24 protein-coding genes and 2 pseudogenes are annotated in these 24816 nt (G+C 63.1%); 12 read left to right on the top strand and 14 right to left on the bottom strand.

Going from position 1 to position 24816, the window contains the following annotated elements; all coding sequences use genetic code 11:
* Positions 1-102: 102 nt before the first annotated feature.
* From B586_RS22845 to B586_RS17050, 4 genes and pseudogenes are all read right to left on the bottom strand, one after another.
* Positions 103-456: pseudogene (locus B586_RS22845) on the bottom strand (FAD-dependent monooxygenase); the annotation flags it as partial.
* Positions 414-1208: a TetR/AcrR family transcriptional regulator gene (locus B586_RS20470; RefSeq protein WP_082607673.1), complete on the bottom strand. Its 795-nt coding sequence runs from the start codon at positions 1206-1208 to the stop codon at positions 414-416. The pseudogene B586_RS22845 and the gene B586_RS20470, both read right to left, overlap by 43 nt.
* An 84-nt stretch (positions 1209-1292) precedes the next feature.
* Positions 1293-2876 carry a gamma-glutamyltransferase family protein gene (locus B586_RS17055; protein ID WP_054879323.1) on the bottom strand — a complete coding sequence of 528 codons (1584 nt, stop codon included), beginning with the start codon at positions 2874-2876 and terminating at the stop codon, positions 1293-1295.
* Between the two features lie 74 nt (positions 2877-2950).
* Entirely contained in the window at positions 2951-3862 is a 912-nt protein-coding gene (locus B586_RS17050) for an alpha/beta hydrolase-fold protein (RefSeq protein WP_047315159.1), read from the bottom strand.
* Positions 3863-3923: 61 nt separating this feature from the next.
* Between B586_RS17050 and B586_RS17045 the strand changes: the two genes are divergently transcribed.
* Positions 3924-4541: a TetR/AcrR family transcriptional regulator gene (locus B586_RS17045; RefSeq protein WP_047315160.1), complete on the top strand. Its 618-nt coding sequence runs from the start codon at positions 3924-3926 to the stop codon at positions 4539-4541.
* Positions 4542-4582: 41 nt separating this feature from the next.
* Here the strand turns inward: B586_RS17045 and B586_RS17040 are convergent, their stop codons facing one another.
* Complete coding sequence (locus tag B586_RS17040; RefSeq protein ID WP_054879324.1) at positions 4583-5356, bottom strand: DUF429 domain-containing protein; 774 nt, start codon at positions 5354-5356, stop codon at positions 4583-4585.
* A gap of 75 nt (positions 5357-5431) precedes the next feature.
* Here B586_RS17040 and purB point away from each other — a divergent pair, with 75 nt between their 5' ends.
* Positions 5432-6850 carry an adenylosuccinate lyase gene (gene purB / locus B586_RS17035; protein WP_047315162.1) on the top strand — a complete coding sequence of 473 codons (1419 nt, stop codon included), beginning with the start codon at positions 5432-5434 and terminating at the stop codon, positions 6848-6850.
* Positions 6847-8106, top strand: a complete 1260-nt coding sequence (locus B586_RS17030; RefSeq protein ID WP_047315163.1) for a cytochrome P450 — start codon at positions 6847-6849, stop codon at positions 8104-8106. The genes purB and B586_RS17030 overlap by 4 nt, the downstream gene beginning before the upstream one ends.
* 45 nt (positions 8107-8151) lie before the next feature.
* Here B586_RS17030 and B586_RS17025 read toward each other — a convergent pair whose 3' ends face one another.
* Positions 8152-8772, bottom strand: a complete 621-nt coding sequence (locus B586_RS17025) for a hypothetical protein (protein ID WP_054879325.1) — start codon at positions 8770-8772, stop codon at positions 8152-8154.
* Between the two features lie 64 nt (positions 8773-8836).
* Here B586_RS17025 and B586_RS17020 point away from each other — a divergent pair, with 64 nt between their 5' ends.
* On the top strand, positions 8837-9730 hold the full coding sequence (locus tag B586_RS17020; protein WP_054879326.1) for a phosphoribosylaminoimidazolesuccinocarboxamide synthase: 894 nt from the start codon (positions 8837-8839) through the stop codon (positions 9728-9730).
* On the top strand, positions 9727-11898 hold the full coding sequence (locus tag B586_RS17015; protein ID WP_054879327.1) for a S9 family peptidase: 2172 nt from the start codon (positions 9727-9729) through the stop codon (positions 11896-11898). The genes B586_RS17020 and B586_RS17015 overlap by 4 nt, the downstream gene beginning before the upstream one ends.
* Before the next feature lie 297 nt (positions 11899-12195).
* On the opposite strand, the gene B586_RS17005 is transcribed toward B586_RS17015, so the two are convergent.
* The gene (locus B586_RS17005; RefSeq protein ID WP_156406915.1) at positions 12196-13803 is read right to left on the bottom strand and encodes a DHA2 family efflux MFS transporter permease subunit; all 1608 of its coding nucleotides are present in this window, start codon (positions 13801-13803) and stop codon (positions 12196-12198) included.
* Positions 13804-13966: 163 nt separating this feature from the next.
* On the opposite strand from B586_RS17005, the gene B586_RS17000 reads away from it, so the two are divergent.
* On the top strand, positions 13967-14671 hold the full coding sequence (locus B586_RS17000; protein WP_054880845.1) for a DUF2334 domain-containing protein: 705 nt from the start codon (positions 13967-13969) through the stop codon (positions 14669-14671).
* Between the two features lie 26 nt (positions 14672-14697).
* Positions 14698-16371 carry an FAD-binding dehydrogenase gene (locus B586_RS16995; protein WP_054879330.1) on the top strand — a complete coding sequence of 558 codons (1674 nt, stop codon included), beginning with the start codon at positions 14698-14700 and terminating at the stop codon, positions 16369-16371.
* Between the two features lie 6 nt (positions 16372-16377).
* On the opposite strand, the gene B586_RS16990 is transcribed toward B586_RS16995, so the two are convergent.
* Positions 16378-17016: an MBL fold metallo-hydrolase gene (locus tag B586_RS16990; protein ID WP_047315170.1), complete on the bottom strand. Its 639-nt coding sequence runs from the start codon at positions 17014-17016 to the stop codon at positions 16378-16380.
* A gap of 167 nt (positions 17017-17183) precedes the next feature.
* Between B586_RS16990 and purS the strand changes: the two genes are divergently transcribed.
* Positions 17184-17423 carry a phosphoribosylformylglycinamidine synthase subunit PurS gene (gene purS / locus B586_RS16985; RefSeq protein WP_047315171.1) on the top strand — a complete coding sequence of 80 codons (240 nt, stop codon included), beginning with the start codon at positions 17184-17186 and terminating at the stop codon, positions 17421-17423.
* Positions 17420-18094 (top strand): phosphoribosylformylglycinamidine synthase subunit PurQ, encoded by a 675-nt coding sequence (purQ, locus tag B586_RS16980; protein WP_054879331.1) that lies wholly within the window; start codon positions 17420-17422, stop codon positions 18092-18094. Before purS ends, purQ begins: the two co-directional genes overlap by 4 nt.
* A 7-nt stretch (positions 18095-18101) precedes the next feature.
* Here the strand turns inward: purQ and B586_RS16975 are convergent, their stop codons facing one another.
* The 4 genes from B586_RS16975 to B586_RS16960 all read right to left on the bottom strand — a co-directional run bounded on the left by B586_RS16975 (position 18102) and on the right by B586_RS16960 (position 21250).
* Positions 18102-18578 carry a hypothetical protein gene (locus B586_RS16975; protein ID WP_047315253.1) on the bottom strand — a complete coding sequence of 159 codons (477 nt, stop codon included), beginning with the start codon at positions 18576-18578 and terminating at the stop codon, positions 18102-18104.
* 92 nt (positions 18579-18670) lie between these two features.
* Complete coding sequence (locus B586_RS16970) at positions 18671-19384, bottom strand: transglutaminase-like domain-containing protein (RefSeq protein ID WP_054879332.1); 714 nt, start codon at positions 19382-19384, stop codon at positions 18671-18673.
* Positions 19385-19391: 7 nt separating this feature from the next.
* Positions 19392-20414, bottom strand: a complete 1023-nt coding sequence (locus tag B586_RS16965; RefSeq protein WP_054879333.1) for a TIGR03560 family F420-dependent LLM class oxidoreductase — start codon at positions 20412-20414, stop codon at positions 19392-19394.
* Complete coding sequence (locus B586_RS16960) at positions 20411-21250, bottom strand: Rv0792c family HTH-type transcriptional regulator (protein ID WP_054879334.1); 840 nt, start codon at positions 21248-21250, stop codon at positions 20411-20413. Before B586_RS16960 ends, B586_RS16965 begins: the two co-directional genes overlap by 4 nt.
* 122 nt (positions 21251-21372) lie before the next feature.
* Here B586_RS16960 and B586_RS16955 point away from each other — a divergent pair, with 122 nt between their 5' ends.
* Together B586_RS16955 and B586_RS16950 are read left to right on the top strand one after the other, a co-directional pair.
* Positions 21373-21672: a putative quinol monooxygenase gene (locus tag B586_RS16955; protein ID WP_047315176.1), complete on the top strand. Its 300-nt coding sequence runs from the start codon at positions 21373-21375 to the stop codon at positions 21670-21672.
* Positions 21673-21897: 225 nt separating this feature from the next.
* On the top strand, positions 21898-23358 hold the full coding sequence (locus tag B586_RS16950; protein ID WP_054879335.1) for a dihydrolipoyl dehydrogenase family protein: 1461 nt from the start codon (positions 21898-21900) through the stop codon (positions 23356-23358).
* A 398-nt stretch (positions 23359-23756) separates the two neighbouring features.
* Here the strand turns inward: B586_RS16950 and B586_RS20460 are convergent, their stop codons facing one another.
* Positions 23757-23825, bottom strand: a complete 69-nt coding sequence (locus tag B586_RS20460; protein ID WP_082607758.1) for a hypothetical protein — start codon at positions 23823-23825, stop codon at positions 23757-23759.
* 111 nt (positions 23826-23936) lie between these two features.
* Complete coding sequence (locus B586_RS16945; protein ID WP_047315178.1) at positions 23937-24236, bottom strand: PE family protein; 300 nt, start codon at positions 24234-24236, stop codon at positions 23937-23939.
* Positions 24237-24607: 371 nt separating this feature from the next.
* On the opposite strand from B586_RS16945, the pseudogene B586_RS22625 reads away from it, so the two are divergent.
* Positions 24608-24726: pseudogene (locus B586_RS22625) on the top strand (MOSC domain-containing protein); the annotation flags it as partial.
* Positions 24727-24816 lie beyond the last annotated feature (90 nt).

Below are 24816 nucleotides of genomic sequence, written 5' to 3'. Positions count from 1 at the left end.
CGTGCGCTGGGGTGTAAAGCATCCGCAGCGCGGGCCTTTCCGACTCATTCGGACGAGATTCGCGGTCTGTAAACCTTGCAGCCACTGAGCAACCCGTGTCGGAGGCTCCCGGCGTCTCTGCACCGCGCGCAGGTTATCGTCACTCACTGCGCCGTTCGCTAGCGGACCGGCAAGTGAATTGGCTGCCGCTACCGCGTCGGCGGTGGCGTAGTTGACGCCGATCCCGCCGACCAGGGACATCACGTGTGTGGCGTCCCCGATATACAACAGACCCGGCAGCGACCACCGCCTCAGCCGGTTGGCGCGTACCGACAGCAGTTTGATCTGGTCCCAATCGGTCAACGAGGCGAGGCTCGAGGCCAGGAATGGGGCGGCCGCAGCAACTGTGGAATGGAATGCCGGTAGCCCTGGGCCTATATTCGCTCCAAGCCGCCGTTGTCGATGGTCGTGCCGCACTGCCAGTACTCGCCACGATTGATCGCGATCACGATCTGGCCTTCGCCGACATATCCGAGAGTTTCCGCGGCGAAGTCCGTACGCGGGAGGCGAAACCACAGCACCTCAATGGGCATCGGATACTCGGTGACCGGCAAGCCGGAGCGATCTCGAATGACCGACCACCGTCCGTCACACGCGACAGTCAGGTCGGCACGGATCTCGATTGGACCATCTGCAGCTTGGGCAGTGACGCCGGCGATACCGGACGACAAGCAGCCGCTGGGCCATCGCTTTTTTGCAGCGACTGAATGATGACGAAGATGATTGCCCCGGCCTGCTCGGGATAAGCGATTATGAACTGACCCTCGTCGACACCTTGACGGACGATCGCGCTCAGCAGCCGAAAGGCGACATTGCCGTGGCCATACCAGACCGACAGCAGCGCCACAAAGAGGTTCTGCCACTGTGACTTCCACCGGATGATCTTCGTCGAAGAAGGCTTGCAATTTCTGTACGGGCGCCGTCCCGGGCATCTCGACAATCGGCGCGAGGGCCTGTTCGGAGTCGCTGATCAGCCGTGTGGTGAGGGCTTCGATCACCGTTGGTTTGGAGTCAAAGTATTGGTAGAAAGCGCCTTTGGAGATCTGCAGGTTGAGAATGTCCTGAACCGTCAGACGCTCATAGCCGATGGACAGGATCAACTGCTGCGCCGCATCAAGGATCTCATCACGCCGCGTAGTGTGCTCAGCAACGTTGACTGTTCTCGCCATCAACCCTCATTATTAGACTGACGGTTGGTTTATTTATTAGGTCTGACTCGCCGCCTGCTTTAAGTCAATCGATTACTTGCCGGCCTAGAAAGCCGCGGCTTGGCCGTCCCGGCGCGGGTCGCTGGCCGCCAGATACCCGTCTTCGAGGCGCCAAATCGCCTGGCAGCTGCCGAACTGCGAGTAGTCGTCCACAGTCACCAGGTCATGCCCGCGCCGCCGGAGTTCATCCAGCGTTGACTGCGGGAAACCTTGCTCGCAGCTGACCTGAAGGCCGTGTATCCAGCGGAACCTCGGGCCGTCGCAGGCTGTCTGCGGATTCTGGCCGTAATCGGCGATGCGCACCAGAACCTGCACATGACCTTGGGGTTGCATTGGGCCGCCCATCACCCCGAAGCTCATCACCGGTGCTCCGTCTTTGCTAACAAAGCCCGGAATGATTGTGTGGTAGGGACGCTTGCTGGGCCCCACGCAGTTTGGATGGCCTTGAGCAGCAACGAAATTCGAGCCCCGATTTTGCAACGAAATGCCGGTTCCTGGTACCACCACGCCGGAGCCAAAGCCCAGGTAGTTTGACTGGATCATTGACACCATCACCCCCGCGGCGTCGGCGGCGGTTAGATACACGGTGCCCCCGGTCGGGGCGCCAGCGGATGCCGGTTGTGCCTGCTTGCGGTCGATCAGTGCCGCGCGCTGCTTGAGATACTCTTTGTCCAGGAGGCGTTCGGAGCGTAGCGACATGTGATCGATATCGGCGACATAGGCCTGCGCGTCGGCGAAAGCCAGCTTGACTGCTTCGATCTGCAGATGCACGCTGTCAGCGGAATCTGCTGGCAACGAAGACATGTCGAACTGTTCCAGGATTCCGAGGGCGATCAACGCCACGATGCCCTGGCCGTTGGGCGGTATCTCGTGGATGGTGTATCCGCGGTACGTTCCGTTGATCGTGCCAACCCAGTCGGCGCGATGAGCGGCCAAGTCGCTGGCACGCATGACGCCGCCATTGGCCGTCGCGTGTGCTTCGAGTCTGGCCGCCAGTTCTCCGCGGTAGAACGCGTCACCGTTGGTTGCGCCGATCAGCTCGAGGGTGACTGCTTGCTCGGAGAAGGCGAACAGCTCGCCGGGTTTCGGTGCTCGCCCGGCCGGCAGGAACGCCTCGGCGAATCCGGGCTGGGCTTCAAACAGCGGCACCTGTGCCGCCCATTGCTCCGCGACGGTCGGCGAGACCAGAAACCCGTTGTGGCCGTATGAGATCGCCGGCTCGAAAAGCCTCTCGAACGGCAGCTTTCCAAACTTGGCATGCAATTCAACCCAGGCCGACACCGCTCCAGGCACGGTCACCGAATTCCAGCCGAGCTCGGGAACAGCGTTGTCGCCAAAGTACTCTGGCGTCCATGCCGCAGGGGAGCGACCCGAAGCGTTGAGTCCGTGCAGTTGCTGGCCATCCCAGACGATGGCGAAGGCGTCCGAGCCGATGCCATTAGACACTGGTTCCACCACTGTGAGTGTGATGGCAGTGGCGACGGCCGCGTCGACGGCGCTCCCGCCCTCGGCGAGCATCCGCAGACCTGCTTGGGCGGCCAGCGGTTGCGATGTGCACACAACGTTTGTCGCTAGGACAGGCTTTCGCGGCCAGGCGTAAGGGAGGGTCCAGTCGAAGGGAGCGCTCACCTCGCGAGCGTAACGTCACCGCCATATCGAGCGCTCGGAATCGCAGCCAGGTTACGCTCGCGGCCGACAGCGCTTTAAGCCGTCAGCAACGGTGCCATCCAGGTGAGTTCCGCCGGCAGCTGCGAGCTCCAGAAGCCCCCGTTATGCCCGCCGGGCGAGAAACCGCCAGCGGGCGGGTTTGGCAGTTGAGCTATGAACCGCTTGGTTGCCGAGTAGAACGGATCACTATCGCCGCAATCGACTCGGATCGGGATGGAGGTCAGCGCGGGCAGTCCGAACACCGAGTTCGCCGACCAGTCGTCGGCCCCGTCGAATGCGCCGGGCGCGGCTGCTCCGGGGGACAGCCACAGTGCCGGGCTCACCGCGCAGATCGCTGCGGTACGTACGGGTCCCAGCCGGCCGCCGAGCAGCAATGCGCCATAGCCGCCCATCGACCAGCCCAAAAACGCCACCCGTGAGGTATCGAGATGCTGCGTTTCCAGCAGTGGGATAAGTTCGTTCAGCACCATGGCCCCGCAGTCCTCGCCGGAAGCCCTTTTGTGCCAGTAGCTGCCGCCTCCGTCGACGGAGACCACCGCAAACGGCGGTAAACCCGCGTCGACGGCTTGCGCCAGGCCCTGCTCGACGCCGCCAGCCATCACGCTGGACGCGCTGCCGCCCAAGCCGTGTAGCGCGATCATCGGTCGCAACGCTGTGGTCTGGCCCGGCGGGCGGGCGATCGCCCAGTCGGTTGTTACCCCGCCACGTGCCGCCGACGCGAACGAGCCGGTTACCATGGTGGGCGCTGTCTGAGCCGGTGCGGTCGGCTCGAGCGGTGTGGCCGGCGCCAGTGGAACCTTGGTGCCCGCCGCCGATATCGGCATTGCTTGTGATGTTCGGGGCTGGAACAATATGTCAAGCGTGTATGCGCCGATCGCGCCGACGGCCGCGCTGGCACCCAGACCGAGCACGGCGCGGCGGCTCAAATCGGGCATGCGGGCCATCATGCCATAGGCGTTTGGCCGAAACGGTAATGCACTATGGCGCTGACTGGCAGCATGGGTGGTCATGACAGCAGCAGTTACTCCGAAAGGAGAACGGCGACGGTATGCGCTGGTTAGCGCCGCCGCCGAGCTGCTCGGCGAGGGCGGGTTCGAAGCGGTGCGACACCGGGCGGTCGCACGACGGGCCGGCCTGCCGTTGGCGTCTACGACTTACTATTTCTCGTCTCTCGACGATTTGATTGCGCGAGCGGTTGAACATACCGGGATGATCGAGATTGCCCAGCTGCGGGCCCGGGTCAGTGCCCTGTCGCGGCGGCGTCGGGGGCCCGAGACCACCGCTGAAATATTGGTTGATCTGCTGGTGGGGGACGTGTCGGGTTCTGGACTTGCCGAGCAGCTGATCTCGCGATACGAGCGCCATATTGCCTGTACCCGCCTACCTGCGTTGCGTGAAACCATGCGCCGCAGCCTGCGGCAACGCGCCGAAGCTGTGGCCGAAGCCATCGAGCGATCGGGCCGCTCCGTGCATATCGAACTGGTGTGCACGCTGATCTGTGCGGTCGATGGTGCGGTGGTCTCGGCGCTGGTGGAAGGGCGGGATCCGCGTGCTGCTGTGCTGGGTACCGTGGTCGACCTTATCGACGTGCTCGCACCCATCGACCAGCGACCGGTGAACATCTGATCCGGCTAGTATTTCCTGAATTATGTTCGGGCCGTGAGCATTTACCGCCAGGATCGGGAGACCGGAGCCAAGTCAGCAGGCAGCGAAGGCGTCACGATGTAGCCGGTGGCGAACTCGCCGTAGATCGTCACACCGGCCGGGCAGTGCTGGGCGTACAGCGCGACGTAGGCGCAAACGACGGCATCGATCGGATCCTCGGCGCGGCGCAGCTCGCTCTTGCGCTGTGCGCTCGCCACCTGCCGGCGCAGCTCGGCCCATGCGTCGTAACCGTCCCGATGACCGGCAATGCGCAACGGCACCACTGCGTGGCCAAGATCCTCAACGCCGTCCATCAACAACAGCAGCTCCGACTTGAGCAGGTCAAGGTTGCGGCCGGGTTTGGCCTTGTACTTCAACGTGCGCGGCAGCCGGAACAATGCCACTGTCGCCGGATGGGGGTAGACCTCGATAGCGCGCCGCCCAGCAGCTGACCAGGGATTCATGTCAAGGTCCAGGGCCTGAGCCAACCGCGCCCCGCGTGGAATGTCGGCGAACTCGGGTTTGCTGGTGTTAGCAGGGTGCGCGCCGGCGTCGAACCGGCGGAAGTCACGGTTGAGCGCGGTCTCGGCCGGTCGCTGGCCGGTGCGGTTGGTCACCACCAGTGGCGCGTCGAAGGCAACCAGGCAATCGCCGGTCACGTAGGGCTGCAAGGCAGCCAGCACCTCGGCGTCGTCGTGGACTGCGCCGACGTGCATCAAGCAGCCGTCGCGATCGAGTACCGCGACACCGGTTGGGTTGCGACCCGCCCAGGCGAGGTCCACGCCCGCGAAGTACATCGGTCTAAGAATATGGCGACGTCGCGTGGATGTTCCCGGGTTGCAGCGCGAACCCCGACCGTAAGCTGTGCTTCTGTGAGCATTCCGAACGTTCTGGCCGCCCGATACGCCAGCGCTGAGTTGGTCGCGATCTGGTCGCCGGAAGCCAAGGTCATCGCGGAGCGGCAACTGTGGCTGGCCGTGCTACGAGCACAGGCGGAACTGGGTGTTCCGGTGCCCGTTGAGGCGATCGCCGACTACGAGCGGGTGCTCGGTGACGTGGATTTGGCTTCGATCGCCGCCCGCGAACGCGTGCTGCGGCACGACGTCAAGGCCCGCATCGAGGAATTCAACGCGCTGGCCGGCCATGAGCAGGTGCATAAGGGGATGACCAGCCGCGACCTGACCGAGAACGTGGAGCAGCTGCAGATCCGGCGGTCGCTGGAATTGGTCTTCGGCCACGGTGTGGCCGTAGCGGCGCGGCTAGCCGAACGCGCGGTGGCCTATCGCGACCTGGTGATGGCCGGACGCAGCCATAACGTCGCCGCGCAGGCCACAACATTGGGCAAGCGCTTCGCGTCCGCGGCGCAGGAAACGCTGATCGCGTTGACCAGGCTGCGCGAGTTGATCGACCGTTACCCATTGCGCGGGATCAAGGGACCGATGGGTACCGGGCAGGACATGCTCGATCTGCTTGGCGGTGACGCTGCGGCGCTGGCCGAACTCGAGCGACGAATCGCTGACTTCCTCGGCTTTGCAACGGTTTTCACTAGCGTCGGACAGGTATATCCGCGTTCGCTAGACCACGATGTGATCTCAGCGCTGGTGCAGCTCGGGGCCGGCCCTTCCTCGCTAGCGCACACCATCCGGTTGATGGCCGGCCACGAGCTCGTCACCGAGGGCTTCGCGCCGGGACAGGTCGGCTCGTCGGCGATGCCGCACAAGATGAACACCCGCAGCTGTGAACGGGTCAACGGGCTGCAGGTGGTGTTGCGCGGCTACGCCGTAATGGCAGCCGAACTGGCCGGCGCGCAGTGGAACGAGGGCGACGTCTTCTGCTCAGTGGTACGTCGAGTTGCGTTGCCGGACAGCTTCTTTGCTATCGACGGGCAGATCGAGACGTTTTTGACGGTGCTCGACGAGTTCGGCGCCTACCCGGCGGTGATCGGCCGCGAGCTGGACCGCTATTTGCCGTTCCTAGCCACCACCAAGGTGCTGATCGCGGCCGTACGCGCTGGTATGGGTCGCGAGGCCGCTCATCACGTGATCCGAGAACACGCGGTGGCCACGGCGCTGGCCATGCGAGAGCACGGCGCCGAGCCTGACCTGCTGGACCGGTTGGCTGCCGATGCACGGCTGCCGTTGGACCGAGCGGCGCTAGACGCCGCGCTGGCCGACAAGAAGGCGTTCACCGGCGCCGCGGCAGACCAGGTCGACGAGGTGGCTGGGCTGGTCGACAAGCTGGTGGGCCGCTACCCGGACGCGGCCAAATACACGCCAGGTGCGATCCTGTGACGCTGGCCGGCGCGCTCTCCGAGATCGACTTCACCGATCTGGATAACTTCGCGAACGGCTTCCCGCATGAGCTGTTTGCTATCCATCGGCACGCAGCGCCGGTTTACTGGCACGAGCCGACCGACAACACTCCTGACGCGGAGGGCTTCTGGTCCGTTGCCACGTACGCGGAAACGCTTGTGGTGCTGAAGGATCCGGGAACATTCTCATCGGTCACCGGTGGTCAGCGACCGTTTGGTGGCACCCTGTTGCAGGATCTGGCGATCGCGGGCCAGGTGCTCAACATGATGGACGACCCGCGGCATTCGCAAATTCGGCGACTCGTGAGCTCCGGGCTGACACCGCGGATGATCCGTCGCGTCGAGGACGATCTGCGGGCCCGTGCGCGCCGACTGCTGGACGCGGTGGTGCCGGGTGAACCGTTCGATTTTCTGGTTGACATTGCCACCGAACTACCAATGCAGATGATCTGCATCCTGTTGGGAGTGCCGGAATCGGAACGACACTGGCTATTCGAGGCGATCGAGCCTCAGTTCGACTTCGGCGGCTCGCGCAAGGCATCTTTGGCGCAGATGTCCGTCTCGGAAAGTGCCGCGGCGGCCGGGTCGCGGATGTACGCCTACGGCCAGGGGTTGATCGCGTCGAAACGTGCCGAGCCGACCGACGACATGTTGTCGGTAGTCGCGAACGCGACGCTGCACGACCCAGCGGCGCCGACCCTGTCGGATCTCGAGCTGTATTTGTTCTTTAGTCTGCTGTTTAGCGCCGGTGCGGAGACGACGCGTAACGCGATCGCGGGCGGGCTGCTGGCGCTGGCCGATCATCCCGAGCAATTACACACGCTGCGTAAGGATTTCGGTATGTTGCCATCGGCGATCGAGGAGATAGTGCGGTGGACGTCGCCGTCGCCGTCCAAGCGGCGCACCGCTACACGCGACGTTACGCTCGGCGGACAGCCGATTAAGACCGGACAGAAGGTACAGATCTGGGAGGGCTCAGCTAACCGCGATGGCCGCGTGTTCGACCGCGCCGACGAGTTCGACATTGCCCGAAAAACCAATCCGCACTTAGGCTTCGGCCAGGGCGTGCACTATTGCCTGGGCGCCAATCTGGCTCGGCTGGAACTGCGCGTGCTGTTCGAGGAACTGCTGTCGCGCTTCGACACGGTGCGGGTTGTACAGCCGGTCGAATGGACTCGCAGCAACCGGCATACCGGTATCCGGCACTTGGTTGTGGAACTGCTTGAGGAGCAGTGACGATCAGGTTCGTCGATGTCGAGCTGGCGACGTGGCTGAGTCCAGTTAGTGCGCGCGAAGCGTGATCCCGGCCGATCGCAGTTCGAGCGCGGCCAGACCGCGGATGGTGCCGGGGTCCTCACGGCGCCACCCGCCGACCGGATCCGCGCTCACGGCGGCGAGCTTGCTCGGCGACCGGCGTGTCAAGGCGCGCAGCGCCAGGAGCTGTTCGCCGGCCGGGGTCGCGGCCAGGGTGGTCACCGTCCATTTGCGCCGGAAAAAACGAAGCCGCAGGAACAGCCACGGCACCACCGCCATCAAGATCGGCAACGCGACGACCGCCAGTGCGAGCAACACCGCGAGCCAGCGCGCTGTGGTGTCCAGGCTATGCCCGGCGTCCGCGATGTCGAGCGCGGCCGCGCTGGCCAACGTCAGGGGCTTGCTCACTGCATTGCCCAGCACCGGGATCAGTTGCATGCCATGGCTTGCTGACGCCAGGTTGCCGGCGATCCCGTGCGCGCCGTTCTCGACTTGCGCTCCGGCATCGGCGATTGTCGAGATGGCGTCGTACACGGCTACACCGACCAGCGCCCAGACCGCTGTCCATACCACGACGGCGACGTCGCTGAACAGCTGGGCCGTCAGCCGGCCGGGGGTAGTGGCGTAGGGCAAAAACCGCGAAGTCATAGCTCCGATCCCAGCACAGAGCCGGTCTGAAAGCCCGTTTTGGGGTCCCGGATAGGCTAACCCGATGCGCCCCGCATTGTCCGACTACCGGCATCTGGCCAGCGGCAAGGTCCGCGAGATGTACCGCATCGACGATGAGCACCTCTTAATGGTTGCTTCGGACCGGATATCGGCCTTCGACTACGTCCTGGACAGCACGATTCCGGACAAGGGCCGGATCCTGACCGCGATGAGCGTGTTTTTCTTCGGCTTCGTCGACGCCCCCAACCACCTGGCGGGGCCACCCGACGACCCGCGCATCCCCGAGGAGCTGCTTGGCCGCGCGCTGGTGGTTCGGCAGCTCGACATGCTGCCGGTGGAGTGTGTAGCTCGCGGCTACCTGACCGGCTCGGGACTATTGGACTATCAGGCCACCGGGAAGGTGTGCGGCATCCCGTTGCCGCCGGGCCTGGTCGAGGCCAGCAGGTTTGCCGCTCCGCTTTTCACCCCGGCGACGAAAGCGGCTCTGGGAGACCACGATGAGAACATTTCGTTTGCTCACGTGATCGAGATGGTGGGCGCGGTGCGCGCCAACCAACTGCGCGACCGCACGTTGCAGATTTATCTTCAGGCCGCTGATCACGCACTGACGACTGGAATCATCATCGCTGACACCAAGTTTGAATTTGGTATCGACCGCGACGGCAACCTGCTGCTGGCCGACGAAATCTTCACGCCGGACTCCTCGCGGTACTGGCCGGCCGACGACTACCGAATCGGTGTGGTCCAGACCAGCTTCGACAAGCAGTTCGTCCGCAACTGGCTCACCAGCCCCGAGTCGGGCTGGGACCGCGCTGGCGCATTGCCTCCACCGCCGCTCCCAGATGACATTATCGAGGCCACCCGCCGTCGCTATATCAGTGCTTATGAACGGATTTCAGGTATGAGCTTCGATAACTGGATCGGTCCAGGAGCATGACAAAAACTTCCATAGGCAGACCCGTACCGCCGATCGCCAAGCGCGTAGAGACGCGCCGGGAGCACCACGGAGACGTCTTCTTTGACCCGTACGAATGGTTGCGCGACAAGAACAATCCGGAAGTTGTTGCTTACCTCGAGGCTGAAAACGACTACGTCGACCAGACGACTGCCCACCTTGAGCCGCTGCAGCAGCAGATTTTCAATGAGATCAAGGCGCGCACTAAGGAAACCGACCTGTCGGTGCCGACTCGTCAAGCCAACTGGTGGTACTACGCGCGTACCTTCGAGGGTAAGCAGTATCGCGTCCAGTGTCGCTGCCCAGTAACCGATCCCGATGATTGGACCCCGCCAGCCCTAGACGAGAATACTGAGATACCCGGCGAGCAGGTTTTGCTCGATTCGAATGTCGAGGCGGAGGGCCACGACTTTTTCGCGCTGGGTACCTTCATGGTTAGCCTGGATTCCAATCTGCTGGCGTATTCTGTGGACGTCGTCGGGGACGAGCAATATACGCTGCGGTTCAAGGACTTACGCACCGGAGAGCAGTACCCTGACGAGATCGCGGATATTGGCGCCGGAGCGACGTGGGCTGCCGACAACCGCACCGTGTACTACCTGACCTTGGATGAGGCCCGCCGTCCGGATACAGTGTGGCGGTATCGGCTCGGCTCTGGCGAGCTGTCGGAGCAGGTTTATCACGAAGCTGATGAACGGTTCTGGCTCGCGGTGGGGCTCAGCCGAAGTGAAGCCTACGTATTTATAGCCGCCGGGTCGGCCATCACCTCCGAGTGGCGCTACGCGGACTCGACTAACCCGGATGCCCAATTCACCGTTGTGCTGCCACGGCGTGACGGCATCGAGTATTCGGTGGAGCACGCACCCGGCGGCTTAGTCGGGGGACAGGACCGGTTCTTGATTTTGCACAATGACGGTGCGGTGAACTTCACGCTGGTGGAGGCCCCGGTTGGCGATCCAGAACAGCAGCGCACTCTGATCCCGCATCGCGACGACGTCCGACTGGACGGTGTTGATGCCTTCGCCGGTCATCTGGTGGTCAGCTATCGGCGTGAGGCGTTGCCCCGAGTTCAGTTGTGGTCTATCGACTCCGACGGGAACTACGGGGAACCCGACGAGATCTCGTTCGACTCCGAGCTGATGTGGGTCAGCCTGGGCGCCAATCCGAACTGGGTCTCGCCCAAATTGCGGATCCGGGCAGGATCGTTTGTCACCCCGGTGCGCGTCTATGACATGGATTTGGTTACCGGTGAGCGGACATTGCTACGCGAGCAGCCCGTTCTTGGCGGCTACCGGCATGAGGACTATGTTGAGCGGCGCGAGTGGGCGCAGGCGGACGACGGCACCCGGATCCCGGTGTCGATCGTTCATCGCGTCGACATCAAATTCCCTTCTCCAGCACTACTTTACGGCTATGGCGCATACGAGATTTGCACGGATCCAAGTTTTTCCATCCCGCGGCTGTCGCTGCTGGACCGGGGGATGATGTTTGCCATCGCCCATGTTCGGGGCGGTGGTGAAATGGGACGGCTATGGTACGAGCATGGCAAGCTCTTGAAGAAGAAGAACACGTTCACCGACTTCGTGGCGGTGGCAACGCATCTGGTGGAGTCGGGGCAGACCCGACCGCAAGAATTAGTAGCATTGGGCGGCAGCGCTGGCGGTCTGCTGATGGGAGTGGTGGCCAACATGGCGCCGGATCTCTTCGCCGGAATCCTCGCGCAGGTGCCGTTCGTCGATCCGCTGACCACCATTCTGGATCCGTCGTTGCCGCTGACCGTGACGGAGTGGGATGAATGGGGAAATCCGTTGAGCGACAGCGATGTTTACTCATATATGAAGTCTTATTCGCCCTATGAGAACATCGAAGCCAAGCAGTACCCCGCCATCTTGGCCATGACGTCACTGCACGACACCAGAGTCTACTACGTGGAGCCGGCGAAATGGATTGCGGCGCTACGGTACACAAAGAGTGACGGAAAACCAGTGTTGTTGAAAACTCAGATGGCTGCGGGCCACGGTGGCGTCAGCGGACGCTACAAGGCTTGGCAGGAAACTGCGTTCCAATATGCTTGGCTGCTAGCTGCTGCCAACGGCGACCATTATGGCAGCGGCGAGGTAGACGACCGCGGTGGCGGTGCGCAGGGATAGCCGCGTCGTCATCGACTTGGGCGGATGGGGCATTCGCGCGACGTAGACGTTGGTCGGGAACATGGCCAGCATCAGCGCCAACAAGCACACGGCCGAGGCTATGCGGGTAACGGGAAGTAACAGCCCGCGGCGCCCAGTAGTTCGAGCACCCCGGTCAGCAAAAACATGGCTGCCAAGTCGCCGGCTCGCGTCGGCTCTACGACGTGCCGCTTGACCCATGTGACGAGCGTCCGCAAAATGCCGGCTGCAACGGCGTGTCGTTGTACAAACACGCGCGCTCGCGACCCGAACTCCAAACTAGCGTTGGCCCGGTGGCTTCTTCGGCAGAAACGCCGCCGGAATAATGGTGGACGCCACCAACACGACCGCCAGCGCGAACACTGTGGCGTAGGCGTGCGAAAGGTCGTGCAGCACACTGCCCGCGAAATCGGGGGTGAGGGCCTGGCCCGGAATTGCCGATGGGTCAACCGGCACCCCGCGACGGGCGGCGTTGTGTTCGGCAAGCGCGAGCTTGTTTGCGGCGGTGATGTTTTCGCTTCGATTGAACTGACTGGTCAACACTACCGACATGAGCGCGGTTCCCATCGAGCCGCCCACTTGCTGGTTGACGCTGATCAGCATCGTGCCGCGGGCGATCTGATGCGGGGTCAGCGCCTGCACGGACGACCCGGAAAGCGGCATCATGGTGCAGCCCATGCCCATGCCCATGATCGCCAGCCCGGCCAGCAGCGTCGGGAGGTAGTCGGCCTGCCTAGCCACACCGAACGTGAACGTACCCAAACCCACGCATATCAGCATGATGCCCAACAACACGCTCTTGCCCGGTCCCCGCTTATCCATGAAACGTCCGGCAAATGGCATCGTCAGCATGGCGCCGAGTCCCTGGGGAATCAGGTACACACCCGACTGCATCGGCGTTTGGTGCAGCACTTGCTGGAAGTAGCTCGGCAGCAGCAGGCCGGTGCCGAAAAATGCGACAGCGAACACCAGCATCGTCACATTGGCTCGGGTGACTACCCGGTTGCTGAACAGTCGCAGGTCGATCAGTGGGTGATCAGCGCGGAACCAGGCGTGCAAGACAAACGCGATGATCAACGCCAGGCCGATGGTCACCGGTATCATCACCTGACGATCGGCCACAGTGCCGCGGTCGGGGATGGACGACACCCCGTACAGGAATGTCGCCACGCCGGGCGACAGCAGCAGCACGCCGATGAAGTCGAGCGTCTCCGACGGAGCTGGGCGATCTTTTCCGAACACCAGTGCCGCCAGGGCGAACGCAAACAGCCCGACCGGCAAGTTGATCAGGAAGATCCACTTCCAGCCGTAGGCGTCGATCAGCCAACCGCCCAAGATCGGCCCACCGATTGGGCCCAGCAACATCGGGATGCCCAGTACCGCCATCAAGCGGCCCAGTCGTGCCGGTCCTGCTTCGCGGGTCATGATCATAAATGTCAGCGGCAACAACATGCCGCCGCCAATACCCTGTGACGCCCGAAATATGATGAGCAAGAGGATGTTTGGCGCTAACGCGCACAGCAGCGAGCCCAGCGTGAACGCCGCAAGTGAACCCATGAAAAGCCGTTTGGTGCCGAACCGATCAGCTGCCCACCCGGTGATCGGAATCACGGTTGCCAGCGCCAGCGTGTAGCCGGTCATGGTCCACGCGACGATGGCTTGGGTAGACCCGAACTGGACGATAAAAGTGCGTTGCGCGACGCTGACGACGGTGACGTCCAGCACCGCCATCACCGAGGCCAGCACACAGACGCCGGTGATCCGGAGGAGCCCGGCATCCAGACTCTCGGGATAGTGACCGCCGCCGGCCGCCGCCGCCTGCGTGGCGGCGGATTGCGAAGCGTCGGCCGATGCGGAACCTGCCTCGTCCATGGCGTTGCTGAGCATATCGGCACCGGTTGCCAGCACCGACGCTGGTAGGTGTTTGCTGGCTGGCCGTGATCTGGTTGGTCGCTGGACCGACACCCGGCGTCGCAACAGGGTCGGATATACGCCTGCTGTCCGCGTGTACGTCACCGTCCCGACATGTCGGATCGGCACACTACGGGGTGTGTCCGGAAAACTGATCGTGTCGGTCTCGGGGATCGGGGAGCGCACCCTGGCCGACGTCGACGCGTTCTGCACGCAGATGGATGCCCGCTCGGTGCCGGTGTCGTTGCTGGTTGCTCCCCGGCTCAGCGGTGACTACCGGCTTGACCGCGACCCGTGCACCGTCGAGTGGTTGACCGCCCGGCGGTCTGGCGGCGACGCTATGGTGCTGCACGGTTACGACGACGCGGCCACCAAGAAACGGCGTGGCGAGTTCGCGATGCTGCGTGCACACGAGGCTAACCTGCGCCTGATGGCTGCCGACCGGATACTCGAGCACCTCGGGCTACGCACTCGGCTATTCGCGGCACCGGGCTGGGTGGTGTCGCCCGGCGTTGTCAAGGCGTTGCCGCGGAATGGTTTTCGGTTGTTGGCTGATCTTCACGGGGTCACCGACCTGGTGCGGCACAAGACCGTCCGGGCTCGCGTGCTGGGCATCGGAGAAGGCTTCTTGACGGAGCCGTGGTGGTGTCGGATGGTGGTGCTGTCCGCCGAGCGGATCGCTCGGCGCGGAGGCGTCGTGCGTGTCGCTGTCGCCGGCCGTCAATTGCGCAAGCCTGGGCCGCTACAAGCGATGCTGGACGCCGTCGACCTGGCTGCAATGCACGGGTGCACGGCGACGGTGTACAAATGGCGGCCTGATAAGGCCGTGCTCGACGCCGCCTGATCGGAGGGTCACTACCCTGTACCGACATGAGCGATTCTTCAGCCAAGTCGGCAGGGTTCGCAGCTGACGCCATTGTTGTCGGGGCCGGACTCGCCGGCCTGGTAGCCGCCTGCGAACTGGTCGACCGTGGGCTACGAGTGCTCATCCTCGACCAGGAGAACAGTGCCAATCTGGGCGGCCAGGCATTTTGGTCATTCGGCGGCCTGTTTTTCGTCGACAGTCCCGAGCAACGCCGCCTGGGTATCCGCGACAGCCACGAACTTGCGCTGCAGGATTGGCTGGGGACGGCGGCCTTCGATCGACCCGAGGACTATTGGCCACGGCAATGGGCACATGCCTACGTCGATTTCGCGGCCGGAGAAAAGCGCAGTTGGCTGCGGGCCCGGGGCCTGAAAATTTTTCCGCTGGTGGGTTGGGCCGAGCGCGGCGGCTATGACGCACAGGGGCACGGCAACTCGGTACCGCGCTTCCACATCACGTGGGGTACCGGGCCCGCTTTGGTCGAGATTTTCGCGCGTCAGCTGCGGGACCGTTCGACGGTGCGCTTCGCCCACCGTCACCAGGTCGACGAGTTGATCGTCGAGGGTGGTGCGGTAACTGGAGTTCGGGGCACGGTACTCGAGCCTTCGGCCCAGCCGCGCGGTGCTGAATCGTCACGAAAAGGGATGGGCCAATTCGAATTTCGCTCTTCAGCGGTGATCGTGACCAGTGGTGGCATCGGTGGCAACCACGAGCTGGTGCGTCGAAACTGGCCGGAGCGGATGGGGCGTGTCCCCGAGCAGATGCTGTGCGGGGTACCGGCCCATGTTGACGGCAGGATGATCGGTATTTCGCAGCAAGCTGGCGCTCGGGTGATCAACCCCGACCGAATGTGGCATTACACCGAGGGCATCACCAACTATGACTCGATCTGGCCACGACACGGCATCCGGATCATTCCGGGCCCGTCGTCGTTGTGGCTGGATGCGGCTGGCAAGCGGTTGCCGGTCCCGCTGTATCCCGGTTTCGACACTCTCGGCACCTTGGAATACATCGCCAAATCTGGCTATGACTACACCTGGTTCGTGTTGAACGCCAAGATCATTGAGAAGGAATTCGCGTTATCCGGCCAGGAGCAGAACCCTGACCTGACCCGGCAGAGCGTAGCGGAGGTGCTGCGTTCCCGGGTCCGGTCCGGCCCGCCCGGACCGGTACAAGCCTTCGTTGATCGGGGTGTGGATTTTGTCACCGCAAACTCATTGCCCGAGTTGGTGACCGCCATGAACAAAGTGCCTGATGTAGTGCCGCTGGATTATGAGACGGTGCAAGCCGAAGTGACCGCGCGCGACCGTGAGGTGGCTAACAGGTTCAGCAAAGATGGTCAGATTACCGCGATCCGCGCTGCCCGCGGCTACCTAGGCGACCGGTGGACCCGGGTGGTGGCGCCGCACCGGCTAGCCGATCCAAAGGCAGGACCGATGATCGCGGTCAAGTTGCATATCCTGACCCGAAAGACATTGGGTGGCATCGAAACTGACTTGAACGCACGGGCAATAACGGCCGACGGCACCCCGCTTAGCGGGCTTTACGCGGCCGGCGAGGTGGCCGGGTTCGGCGGCGGCGGCGTGCATGGCTACCGGGCCTTGGAGGGCACCTTCCTGGGTGGATGCATCTTCTCCGGTCGGGCCGCCGGCCGCGGGGCCGCCGATGACATCACTTAGCCATGGCTAGAAGGCGACTGCGCGTTCTTCGGGCAACACCTGAAAGTCGGTGCCGGTCATCTCGGCGAACCGGCTGTAGTAAATGCCCCTCGCATCAGGAGTGATGATCCCCTGGTGGATGGGCACTGCGCGAGCCGGTGCCACCGCCCGCAGATAGTCGATCGCCTCGGAAATCTTCATCCACGGGGCTGCCGCCGGATTGGCCAATACGTCCACCGGCTCGTCAGGAACGAACAGCGCATCACCGGGATGCATCAACCTGGCAGGATGGTCGTCGTCGCCAATCAGATACGAAATGTTTTCTATTACAGGGATTTCCGGGTGGATCACCGCGTGCCGTCCGCCGACGGCCCGGACGGTCAGTTCGCCGATCGACAGCTCGTCGCCGACGTGCACTGTCTGGCACGGCGCACCCAGCTGCCTGCTGGTCTGTGGGTCTGCATACAGCAGCGCGTCCGGGTTGGCCTCGAGCAGCGACGGCAGCCGCGTGACGTCGATGTGGTCGGGATGTTGATGGGTAATCAGGATCGCGGACAGCCCGGTGATTCCCTCGAAACCGTGCGAGAACGTACCGGGATCAAAGAGGACGGCTGTGTGGTCGAACTCGGCAAGCAGGCAGGAATGGCCGAAATGCGTCAGTTGCATGTGAACGATTGTGCCCGCGGGTGGTGGCGATGTGGGTGATCTTGGCCGTGATCCTGGTTACCGGTGGCATAGCGGCGGCTGGTGTCGCGGTGCTACCCGCGCAGGTAAGGCCGGACGGTTCGCCGGTAGAGTTGGCGCCGATTGGTCCGATCTGAGGAGGAGCGCCCGTGGCCCGGGTGGTCGTGCATGTGATGCCTAAAGCGGAAATTCTCGACCCGCAGGGTCAGGCGATTGTCGGTGCACTGGGACGGCTCGGCCATCCCGGCATCTCAGATGTCCGTCAGGGCAAGAGGTTTGAGTTGGAGGTCGACGATACAGTTGATGACTCCGAGCTCGCCTCGATCGCGGAGTCGCTGTTGGCAAACACCGTGATCGAGGACTGGACGATAACCCGGGAGCTGCAGTGACTGCGAGGATCGGTGTCATCACCTTTCCGGGGACACTTGACGACGTGGATGCCGCACGCGCAGCGCGCCATGTCGGCGCCGAGGCAGTTAGCCTGTGGCATGCCGACGCCGACCTCAAGGGTGTCGACGCCGTAGTGGTACCCGGCGGGTTTTCCTATGGCGACTACCTGCGGGCCGGTGCGATCGCTAGATTTGCCCCGATAATGACCGAGGTTGTCAACGCCGCGCGGCGCGGCATGCCGGTATTGGGAATCTGCAACGGTTTTCAGGTGCTCTGTGAGGCGGGCCTGCTGCCGGGAGCCCTGACACGCAACGTGGGTTTGCATTTCATCTGTCGCGATGTGTGGCTGCGGGTGGCATCGACCTCGACGGCGTGGACATCGCGTTTCGAGCCCGACGCTGATCTGCTGGTGCCGCTGAAGTCCGGCGAAGGACGCTACGTGGCATCCGAGAAGGTGCTCGACGAGCTAGACGGCGAGGGCCGGGTGGTGTTCCGCTACCGCGAAAACGTCAACGGCTCGCTGCGCGGTATCGCCGGCATCAGCTCAGTCAATGGCCGGGTCGTCGGGCTGATGCCGCATCCCGAGCACGCCATCGAAGCATTGACCGGCCCCTCCGACGACGGCCTCGGCCTATTCTATTCAGCTCTGGATGCGGTACTGGCTGCCTGAGCCAAAATCAGCTGGCGTCGCGCAGCGGCGGCTGCGCTGTCGACGGTAACTCGCCGACCGCCAGCACAGCGAAGAGATCGACCGCGGCCACCAGGGCGCGGTCGAGGAAGGAAGCGAAGTCCTCGAACCGGATGCGAGCTCGGATCCGCTGGGAGCTGCGCGCATCAACACCGATGCGCTGCGGATCAGAGGATCCGTGCACGATCGCGGTGACTTCGCGGTTGTGCTGATTCCAAGCATCGGCGAGCTGCGCCAGTCGGGCGCCGTCAGCGGCGGGAAAGAAGCATGCGGGGACAACCCGAATCGTGAACATGTCGCTGTGCCAGCGGGAGATCCCAAGGTGCACATGCAGCCGCCAGGGATGGGCGTTGGTGACAAAGAAGAATTCGCCATCGTGCTGGCCGCGGAAGTATCGCCGCCCGCGGGTGCGTAGGTAGCGCTCGACCAGCTCAGTGGACAGTGGCTCGCCCACTAACTCACTCATGGGATTCATGGTGACGTCGGTGCCTTGGCGGATCCTTGGAGCCGAGGCAGGAAGCACCGAAGAATCTGTTGAGAATTCGCTGAGCGATGCGCTCACACCACCGAGGTGTATGCCACCAATCCGAGAGGGGGACCAGCCCACAGTTCGTCATCGTCGGCTACATTCGCACGAATCTCGGTACACTCCAACGCCTTTATCACCGATCGAGCAACTCGCTCATACCACTGCGCCACTTCGGCGGGGTAGTCGGCATAGCTGCCGTTCTCGCGCACGATGGGGCCCTCGACCGTCAGGATATCGGTGACCCCGTCGAATGGCTGCCGGTATGGCTTACCGAGGCGCGCGGCGGTTGGTGCGTCAATGGTGGCGTCCAGCTTCACCCAGCGCTTGCCCAGATAGGCCTCGCCCAGCGAATGCCAGGGTAACGGCCGGCCGGTTTTGCCTCCCCAAAGGGCCCTGACTTCCAGAGAAAGGAACTCCTTATCCGGGGAGCGCAGCGTCTGGAAGGCGATACGGGCGGGAACGCCTGCGGCGCGGGACAGCGCGACAAACGAGCTGGCCTTACCCATGCAAAAAGCGACACCGTGCTCGATCACGTCGCTGGCGTGGTGATGGCCCTGGGCGAGGTAACGAAACGACGTGAGGATGTCGTAGGGCAGGTCCCGAACGTAGTAATAGATGCTTCTGATCCGCTCGGTATCCGACGCGGCGCCCCGCACCAAGGCTGCTGCGGTCGCGCGAACGAGTGGATGATTGGCGTCGAGATAGTCGGTGGGCGCCAAATAGCGATCTATGTCGTGTGCCATAACGGTTTCATTGTGTTTTGATCCGCGGAATGAGGTCACGGCCAACGACATCGAGCGATTCGGATTGGGCTACGTGCGGAATCGTGAAGAGGAAATGGTCGATGCCGCTGTCTTGGTATTCGCGGATGCGCTCCACACAGCTGTCGGGTGATCCGGTGATTAGCCCCGTTTGGGGAATAGAGGCGAATTCTGCCCGAATTCGGTCCTGCTGCTCGGCCGAATCGGTGGGTGCCAGCAGGACTGTCACCGACAATCGCAGGGTGTCCGGGTCACGCCCGACTGACTCGCATGCTCGGGTGAGAAAGTCTCGACGTTGGGTCACCTGCTGCGGCGACCACCATCGCACATTGAGGCCCTGAGCGGACTTGGCGGCGATGCGTTGGACACGGTCGCCTTCTCCGCCGACCCACAACGGGGGATGCGGCCGCTGGACCGGCGGCGGTTCGCACACGGCCCCGTCCACCGTGTAAAACCGGCCGGCATAGGTGGGGTGCGGCTCGGTCCATACCGCCCGAATCACCTGCAGCGACTCGTCAAGTGCGGAGACTCGGTCGCGTACCGGGGGGAACGGAATGCCGTAGGCTTCGAATTCGCGCTTAAACCAGCCGGCGCCCAATCCCAGGTCCAGACGGCCCTCGGAAATCACGTCCAACGTGGCGGCCATCTTGGCTAACACCGAAGGATGGCGGTAGGAATTGCACAGCACGCTGGTGCCCAGGCGCAGCCGGGTGGTGTCGCGGGCCAGCGCGGTCAGCGCCGTCCAGCCCTCCAAGAGGGGCAGTGAGCGAGGGCGTGAGTAAGGATCCCGTTTATCGACGTTGGCAGCGATGCCGGCGTCCTTCACGTAGTCGTCCGGACTTAACGTAAGGAAGTGGTCGCACACCCAGACGGAATCAAATCCATATTTTTCCGCCGTTTGCGAAACTCGAACCATATCGGGATAGGTGCTCACTGCCAGACCATGAGTCGTCAGCGCCAATATGAGCCCAACGTGGGGGCCCGTTGGTGCGTGGCGCGCGTCAACGTTCATGTGGAATCTCGTCTTTCGATAATTCCGGCGCCCGGTGCCGGCATTGTTCGGGGCAATGTGACAGAAAACTGGTACCGCTCGGGGCGATAGTGGAACTCCACCACCTCGAGGGGCTTGTCGTCATCGGTGTAGCTGATCCGCTCGAGCACCAACACCGGCGATCCCAACGGCAGATCCAACGCGGCGGCCACGTCTAGGGATGCGCCGGCGGCATGGATGTCATGGGTGGCCCGGGCAATGTGGACTCCCAGGCGCTGCTCCCACATCGCGTAGCTGGTTTCCATCGCGTTCGCACCTGGTGCGTTGGACACCAGCGGCTCGACAGCTTCGCCCAGCCCCGGCGGAAGGTAGAGCGTGACCAGGGCTAGGGGTTGGTCTCCGTCGCGATAACGCCGGTGAATACACAAGACGGTGGCCAGGCCCAGTTTTTCGGCGATCCGTTGCGGCGCTTCACCTACGCGATGGGATAGCACATCCACCTCTGGGGTAATGCCAGAGCTCGACAACACCTCAGTTATCGTGCGCACACCGGAGCCCAGTTCCTGTCTGACCGGGGTGGCGACGAACGTGCCCAGACCTTGCCGACGAACCAGCCATCCTTGGCGCTCGAGAAGTCCCACTGCCGCGCGCACAGTCACCCGGCTCAAACCGGACCGCTCGATCAACTCCCGCTCGCTGGGCAACCGCCCGCCGCGGGGTAGGCGCTGCTGGACGATTGCCGCCTTGAGCGCGTCGGCTAGCTGGGTGCTCGCGGGCACGCTGCCGCGGGATATTCGCAGCGCCACCGCTTGCAAGTCCAGCTGCTTGTCGTCTGCTGCCGGAGTCTTAGGTCTCATGAGCTGAGCGGCCTCAGGTTGACGAACCTCACGAGACGTATTAAAACGTCTTAAGACCAGTGGGTCAAGGGCTGCTCGCTTCGTGGCCCACTCGCAACGGAGACAATGCAGGAAGGCCCGCTATGTCATCATCGATCGCGGTCATCGCCCGGTTCACGCCACTGCCCGAATCCAGGGCGACGTTGCGCACGCTCCTAGAAGGCATGACCACACCAGCGCGCGCCGAAGACGGGTGCCGCACCTATGACCTCTACGAGGTCGTCGACGGGGACGACTTAGTGCTGTTCGAGCGCTATCGCAGCCGCAGCGCACTCGAGGAGCACCGCGCCTCGACGCACTACGCGACCTATCGGGCACAGCTCAGCGGATTGCTGGCCAAGCCGGTGGCGGTGACTGAACTTGCTGTACTCGACGAGGCGTAGCTTAGCGTGGGTACTGCCGCAGGACCGGGGATTACGGCCTAGGGATTTCGCGAACGCGCGTTGCCGGTACACCGACACGCTATTGCAGCCGGCATTTTGCGTACTCTCGCGACCGTGTCATCTCGAAATCACTACACTGCAAAGTATTTCGTCCAGAAACTGATGCTGGCCAGCCCACCGCAGAGCGTAGCGTGATCCAGAGAGCGGGACGGAAAGGGATGGCCAATGGTGATGTCAACCGATAGCGACTACGACGTCGTGGTACTCGGCGCCGGGCCGGTTGGACAGAATGCCGCAGACCGCGTCCAGGCGGCGGGACTGCATGTCGCGATCGTCGAGCGCGAACTCGTTGGCGGCGAATGTTCGTACTGGGCCTGTGTGCCCAGTAAAGCGTTGCTGCGTCCGATGATTGCCGTCGCTGATGCCCGCCGGGTCGCCGGGGCGCGCGAGGCGGTCAACGGGTCGATCGACGTCGCTAGCGTCTTTAGCCGCCGTGACCGCTATGTCAGCAACTGGGACGACACCGGCCAGGCGGACTGGGTAAGGGGAACCGGCGCGACCTTGGTCCGTGGTCACGGGCGATTGGACGGTCCGCGACGGGTCGCGGTTGCCACATCCGGCGGTGAGCAGGTGGTGCTCACCGCCCGGCACGCGGTTGTCGTCTGCACCGGAAGCCGACCCGCGCTTCCTGACTTGCCCGGAATCGTCGAAGCTCGGCCCTGGACCAACCGGAAAGCCACCGACAGCAGCGCCGTCCCGGACCGGCTTGCCATTGTCGGCGCCGGCGGTGTGGGCGTTGAAATGGCAACGGCCTGGCAAGGATTAGGCTCGTCAGTGGTCCTGCTGGCTCGGGGATCTCGCTTGCTGCCGCGGATGGAGCCCTTTGTGGGGGAACTCGTTGGTCGCGGACTCACCGCTGCGGGCGTGGATGTGCGGTTGGGTAGATCGGTTCGGACACTGCGCCGTCCCGACCCGGGCGGTCAGGTGGCCCTCGAGCTGGACGACGGCAACGAATTAGAGGTCGACGAAGTGCTTTTCGCTACCGGCCGGTCACCGCGCACCGACGACATCGGCTTGGAGACAATAGGACTGACCCCGGGCAGTTGGCTCGACGTCGACGACACCTGCCGAGTGCGGGCCATCCAGCATGGCTGGCTTTATGCGGCCGGCGACGTCAATCATCGAGCGTTGCTGACCCATCAGGGCAAGTACCAAGCCCGGATCGCCGGTGCTGCCATCGGTGCGCGCGCTGCCGGACGTCAGCTCGATACCGCACCGTGGGGCGTGCACGCCACCACCGCCGATCATCACGCGGTGCCGCAGGCCTTCTTTACGGACCCTGAAGCCGCCGCGGTAGGACTGACGGCTGAGCAGGCCGCGCAGGCGGGTCACCGGATCAAGATCATAGATGTGGAAATCGGTGCTGTCGTTACTGGAGCCAAGCTGTTCGCCGACGGATACCCGGGTCGAGCGCGCATGGTGGTCGACGTCGATCAGGGCCATCTGCTCGGTGTCACATTGGTCGGCCCGGGTGTCACCGAGCTGCTGCACGCGGCCACCATCGCCGTCGCCGGCCAGGTACCCATCGATCGGTTGTGGCACGCCGTGCCGTGCTTTCCGACCATCAGTGAGTTGTGGCTGAGACTTCTTGAAGCCTATCGGGATTCGTTCTATCTGATCGTCTAGGAAGCCTGCTTGGGGCGACAACAAACTGCAGGACTCATGGGAACCTTGGATGGATTCCCCCCGCCTTCGACTCCGCTGCGACACCGCACAATCGGAGGGACTGCGATGCTTCGCATCTGCGGGACTAACCCGGCTTTGTGGTGATGCGTCCGAGTGCGGTTATCGGCGATCTCCTGCGGAGGCGCCATCGCGCGACGCGCATCGGCATAGGCCTCGCTAGAGGCGCAAGGTCTGTTTACGTGTCTCAGAGAGCTGCTCAGAGAGATCGGTCAGCCACTGCCGAAACGGCTCGGCTGCCTCAACCGCCTGTAAAACCGACAGACCTGACCACTGCTGTAGCAGCCCCTCGAACACTTGCTTGAACCAGGCAATTAGGGATACATCTCCGCATGCACGCCCTACCACGTCTGAAAGGCGGCAAGCATCGAGCCAGGACCCGGGCCGGCATATATGTTGCCGGAGTTGATCTCTGGTGGTCGCGGTTCGTTGGAATAGTTCTCTTTGTTCGTTGTTTCTTTTAGGTCGTAATGACTGCTGCTGCTCGTGTGTTTGCTGTGCTGGTATTGCGTTCAGTGAGGTCAGGTGAAATCCTTGCCGGTGTTGGCCTCGGTGGTCGCATACTTTTCGGCGCCGGTGGTCAGGGCGACCGCAAACGCCTCAAGAACCGTCGCCGCCTCAGCGATGGTGTCCTTATACTTCTTCGCGTGGTCGACCAGGTAGGTCGCCGCTCTCGTCGATACCGCGTCGATCGCAGGGGGCTTAACAGCGTTTGTCACCGGGGCCGCCTGAACAGAGATCGCAACCGCTCGATCCTTGATTTCTCGAACTCCCTCAGCTGCTGCCTTCAACGCCTCGGGGTTTGTGGTCACAAAAGACATGTCAACTCCGCTCCTGTTTAACGAACCCGAGCAAATTGCACGGGACGGTCAATTACCGGTCCTCGCGTTGTCGGCACCGCCTGTGTTGGTGGTGCCCAACGACTCCGCTGCTCACAGTTATGCGATGGACCTAAGCGGTTGGTTCCACGTAAACTGCTGCAGTTCAATGTGCAAAATACACACACCGTCGCCTCTCGAGGTGAGGGGACCACCCGTGTCGACGTTTCAGGCGGTGATGTATAGATGCGAGCCGCGTTTGATGCACACTTCTGAGTTTCGTCAAATCGGTCGCTTTGCCACCCGGGGCTGATCGTTGTACTTGGCTTGGCCTTTAGCTGGTGGGCGGCGGCGCTTCTGGAAGACTCACTGAGCCCGGTCACTTCGGGGAAAGCTTCACCATGACCGGGCCTGCCGATGGCGAAGTCTGCATCGGCGACTGCTATCGCATCGGCGAGCCGAATTCGAAGTCACCCAGCCGCGTGTCGCCTGTATCCCATCGGTCAGGTTTCTATTCCCGCGTAATCGCCGATGGGCAACGACATACGTCCAGTCACCGCTTGAACTGCCTGACAAGAGAACG

It is taken from the genome of Mycobacterium haemophilum DSM 44634, assembly GCF_000340435.2.
Classification (GTDB): Bacteria; Actinomycetota; Actinomycetes; order Mycobacteriales; family Mycobacteriaceae; genus Mycobacterium; species Mycobacterium haemophilum.
Note: the sequence above shows the minus strand (reverse complement) of the source record. Positions and strands in the feature narration are given on the sequence as shown.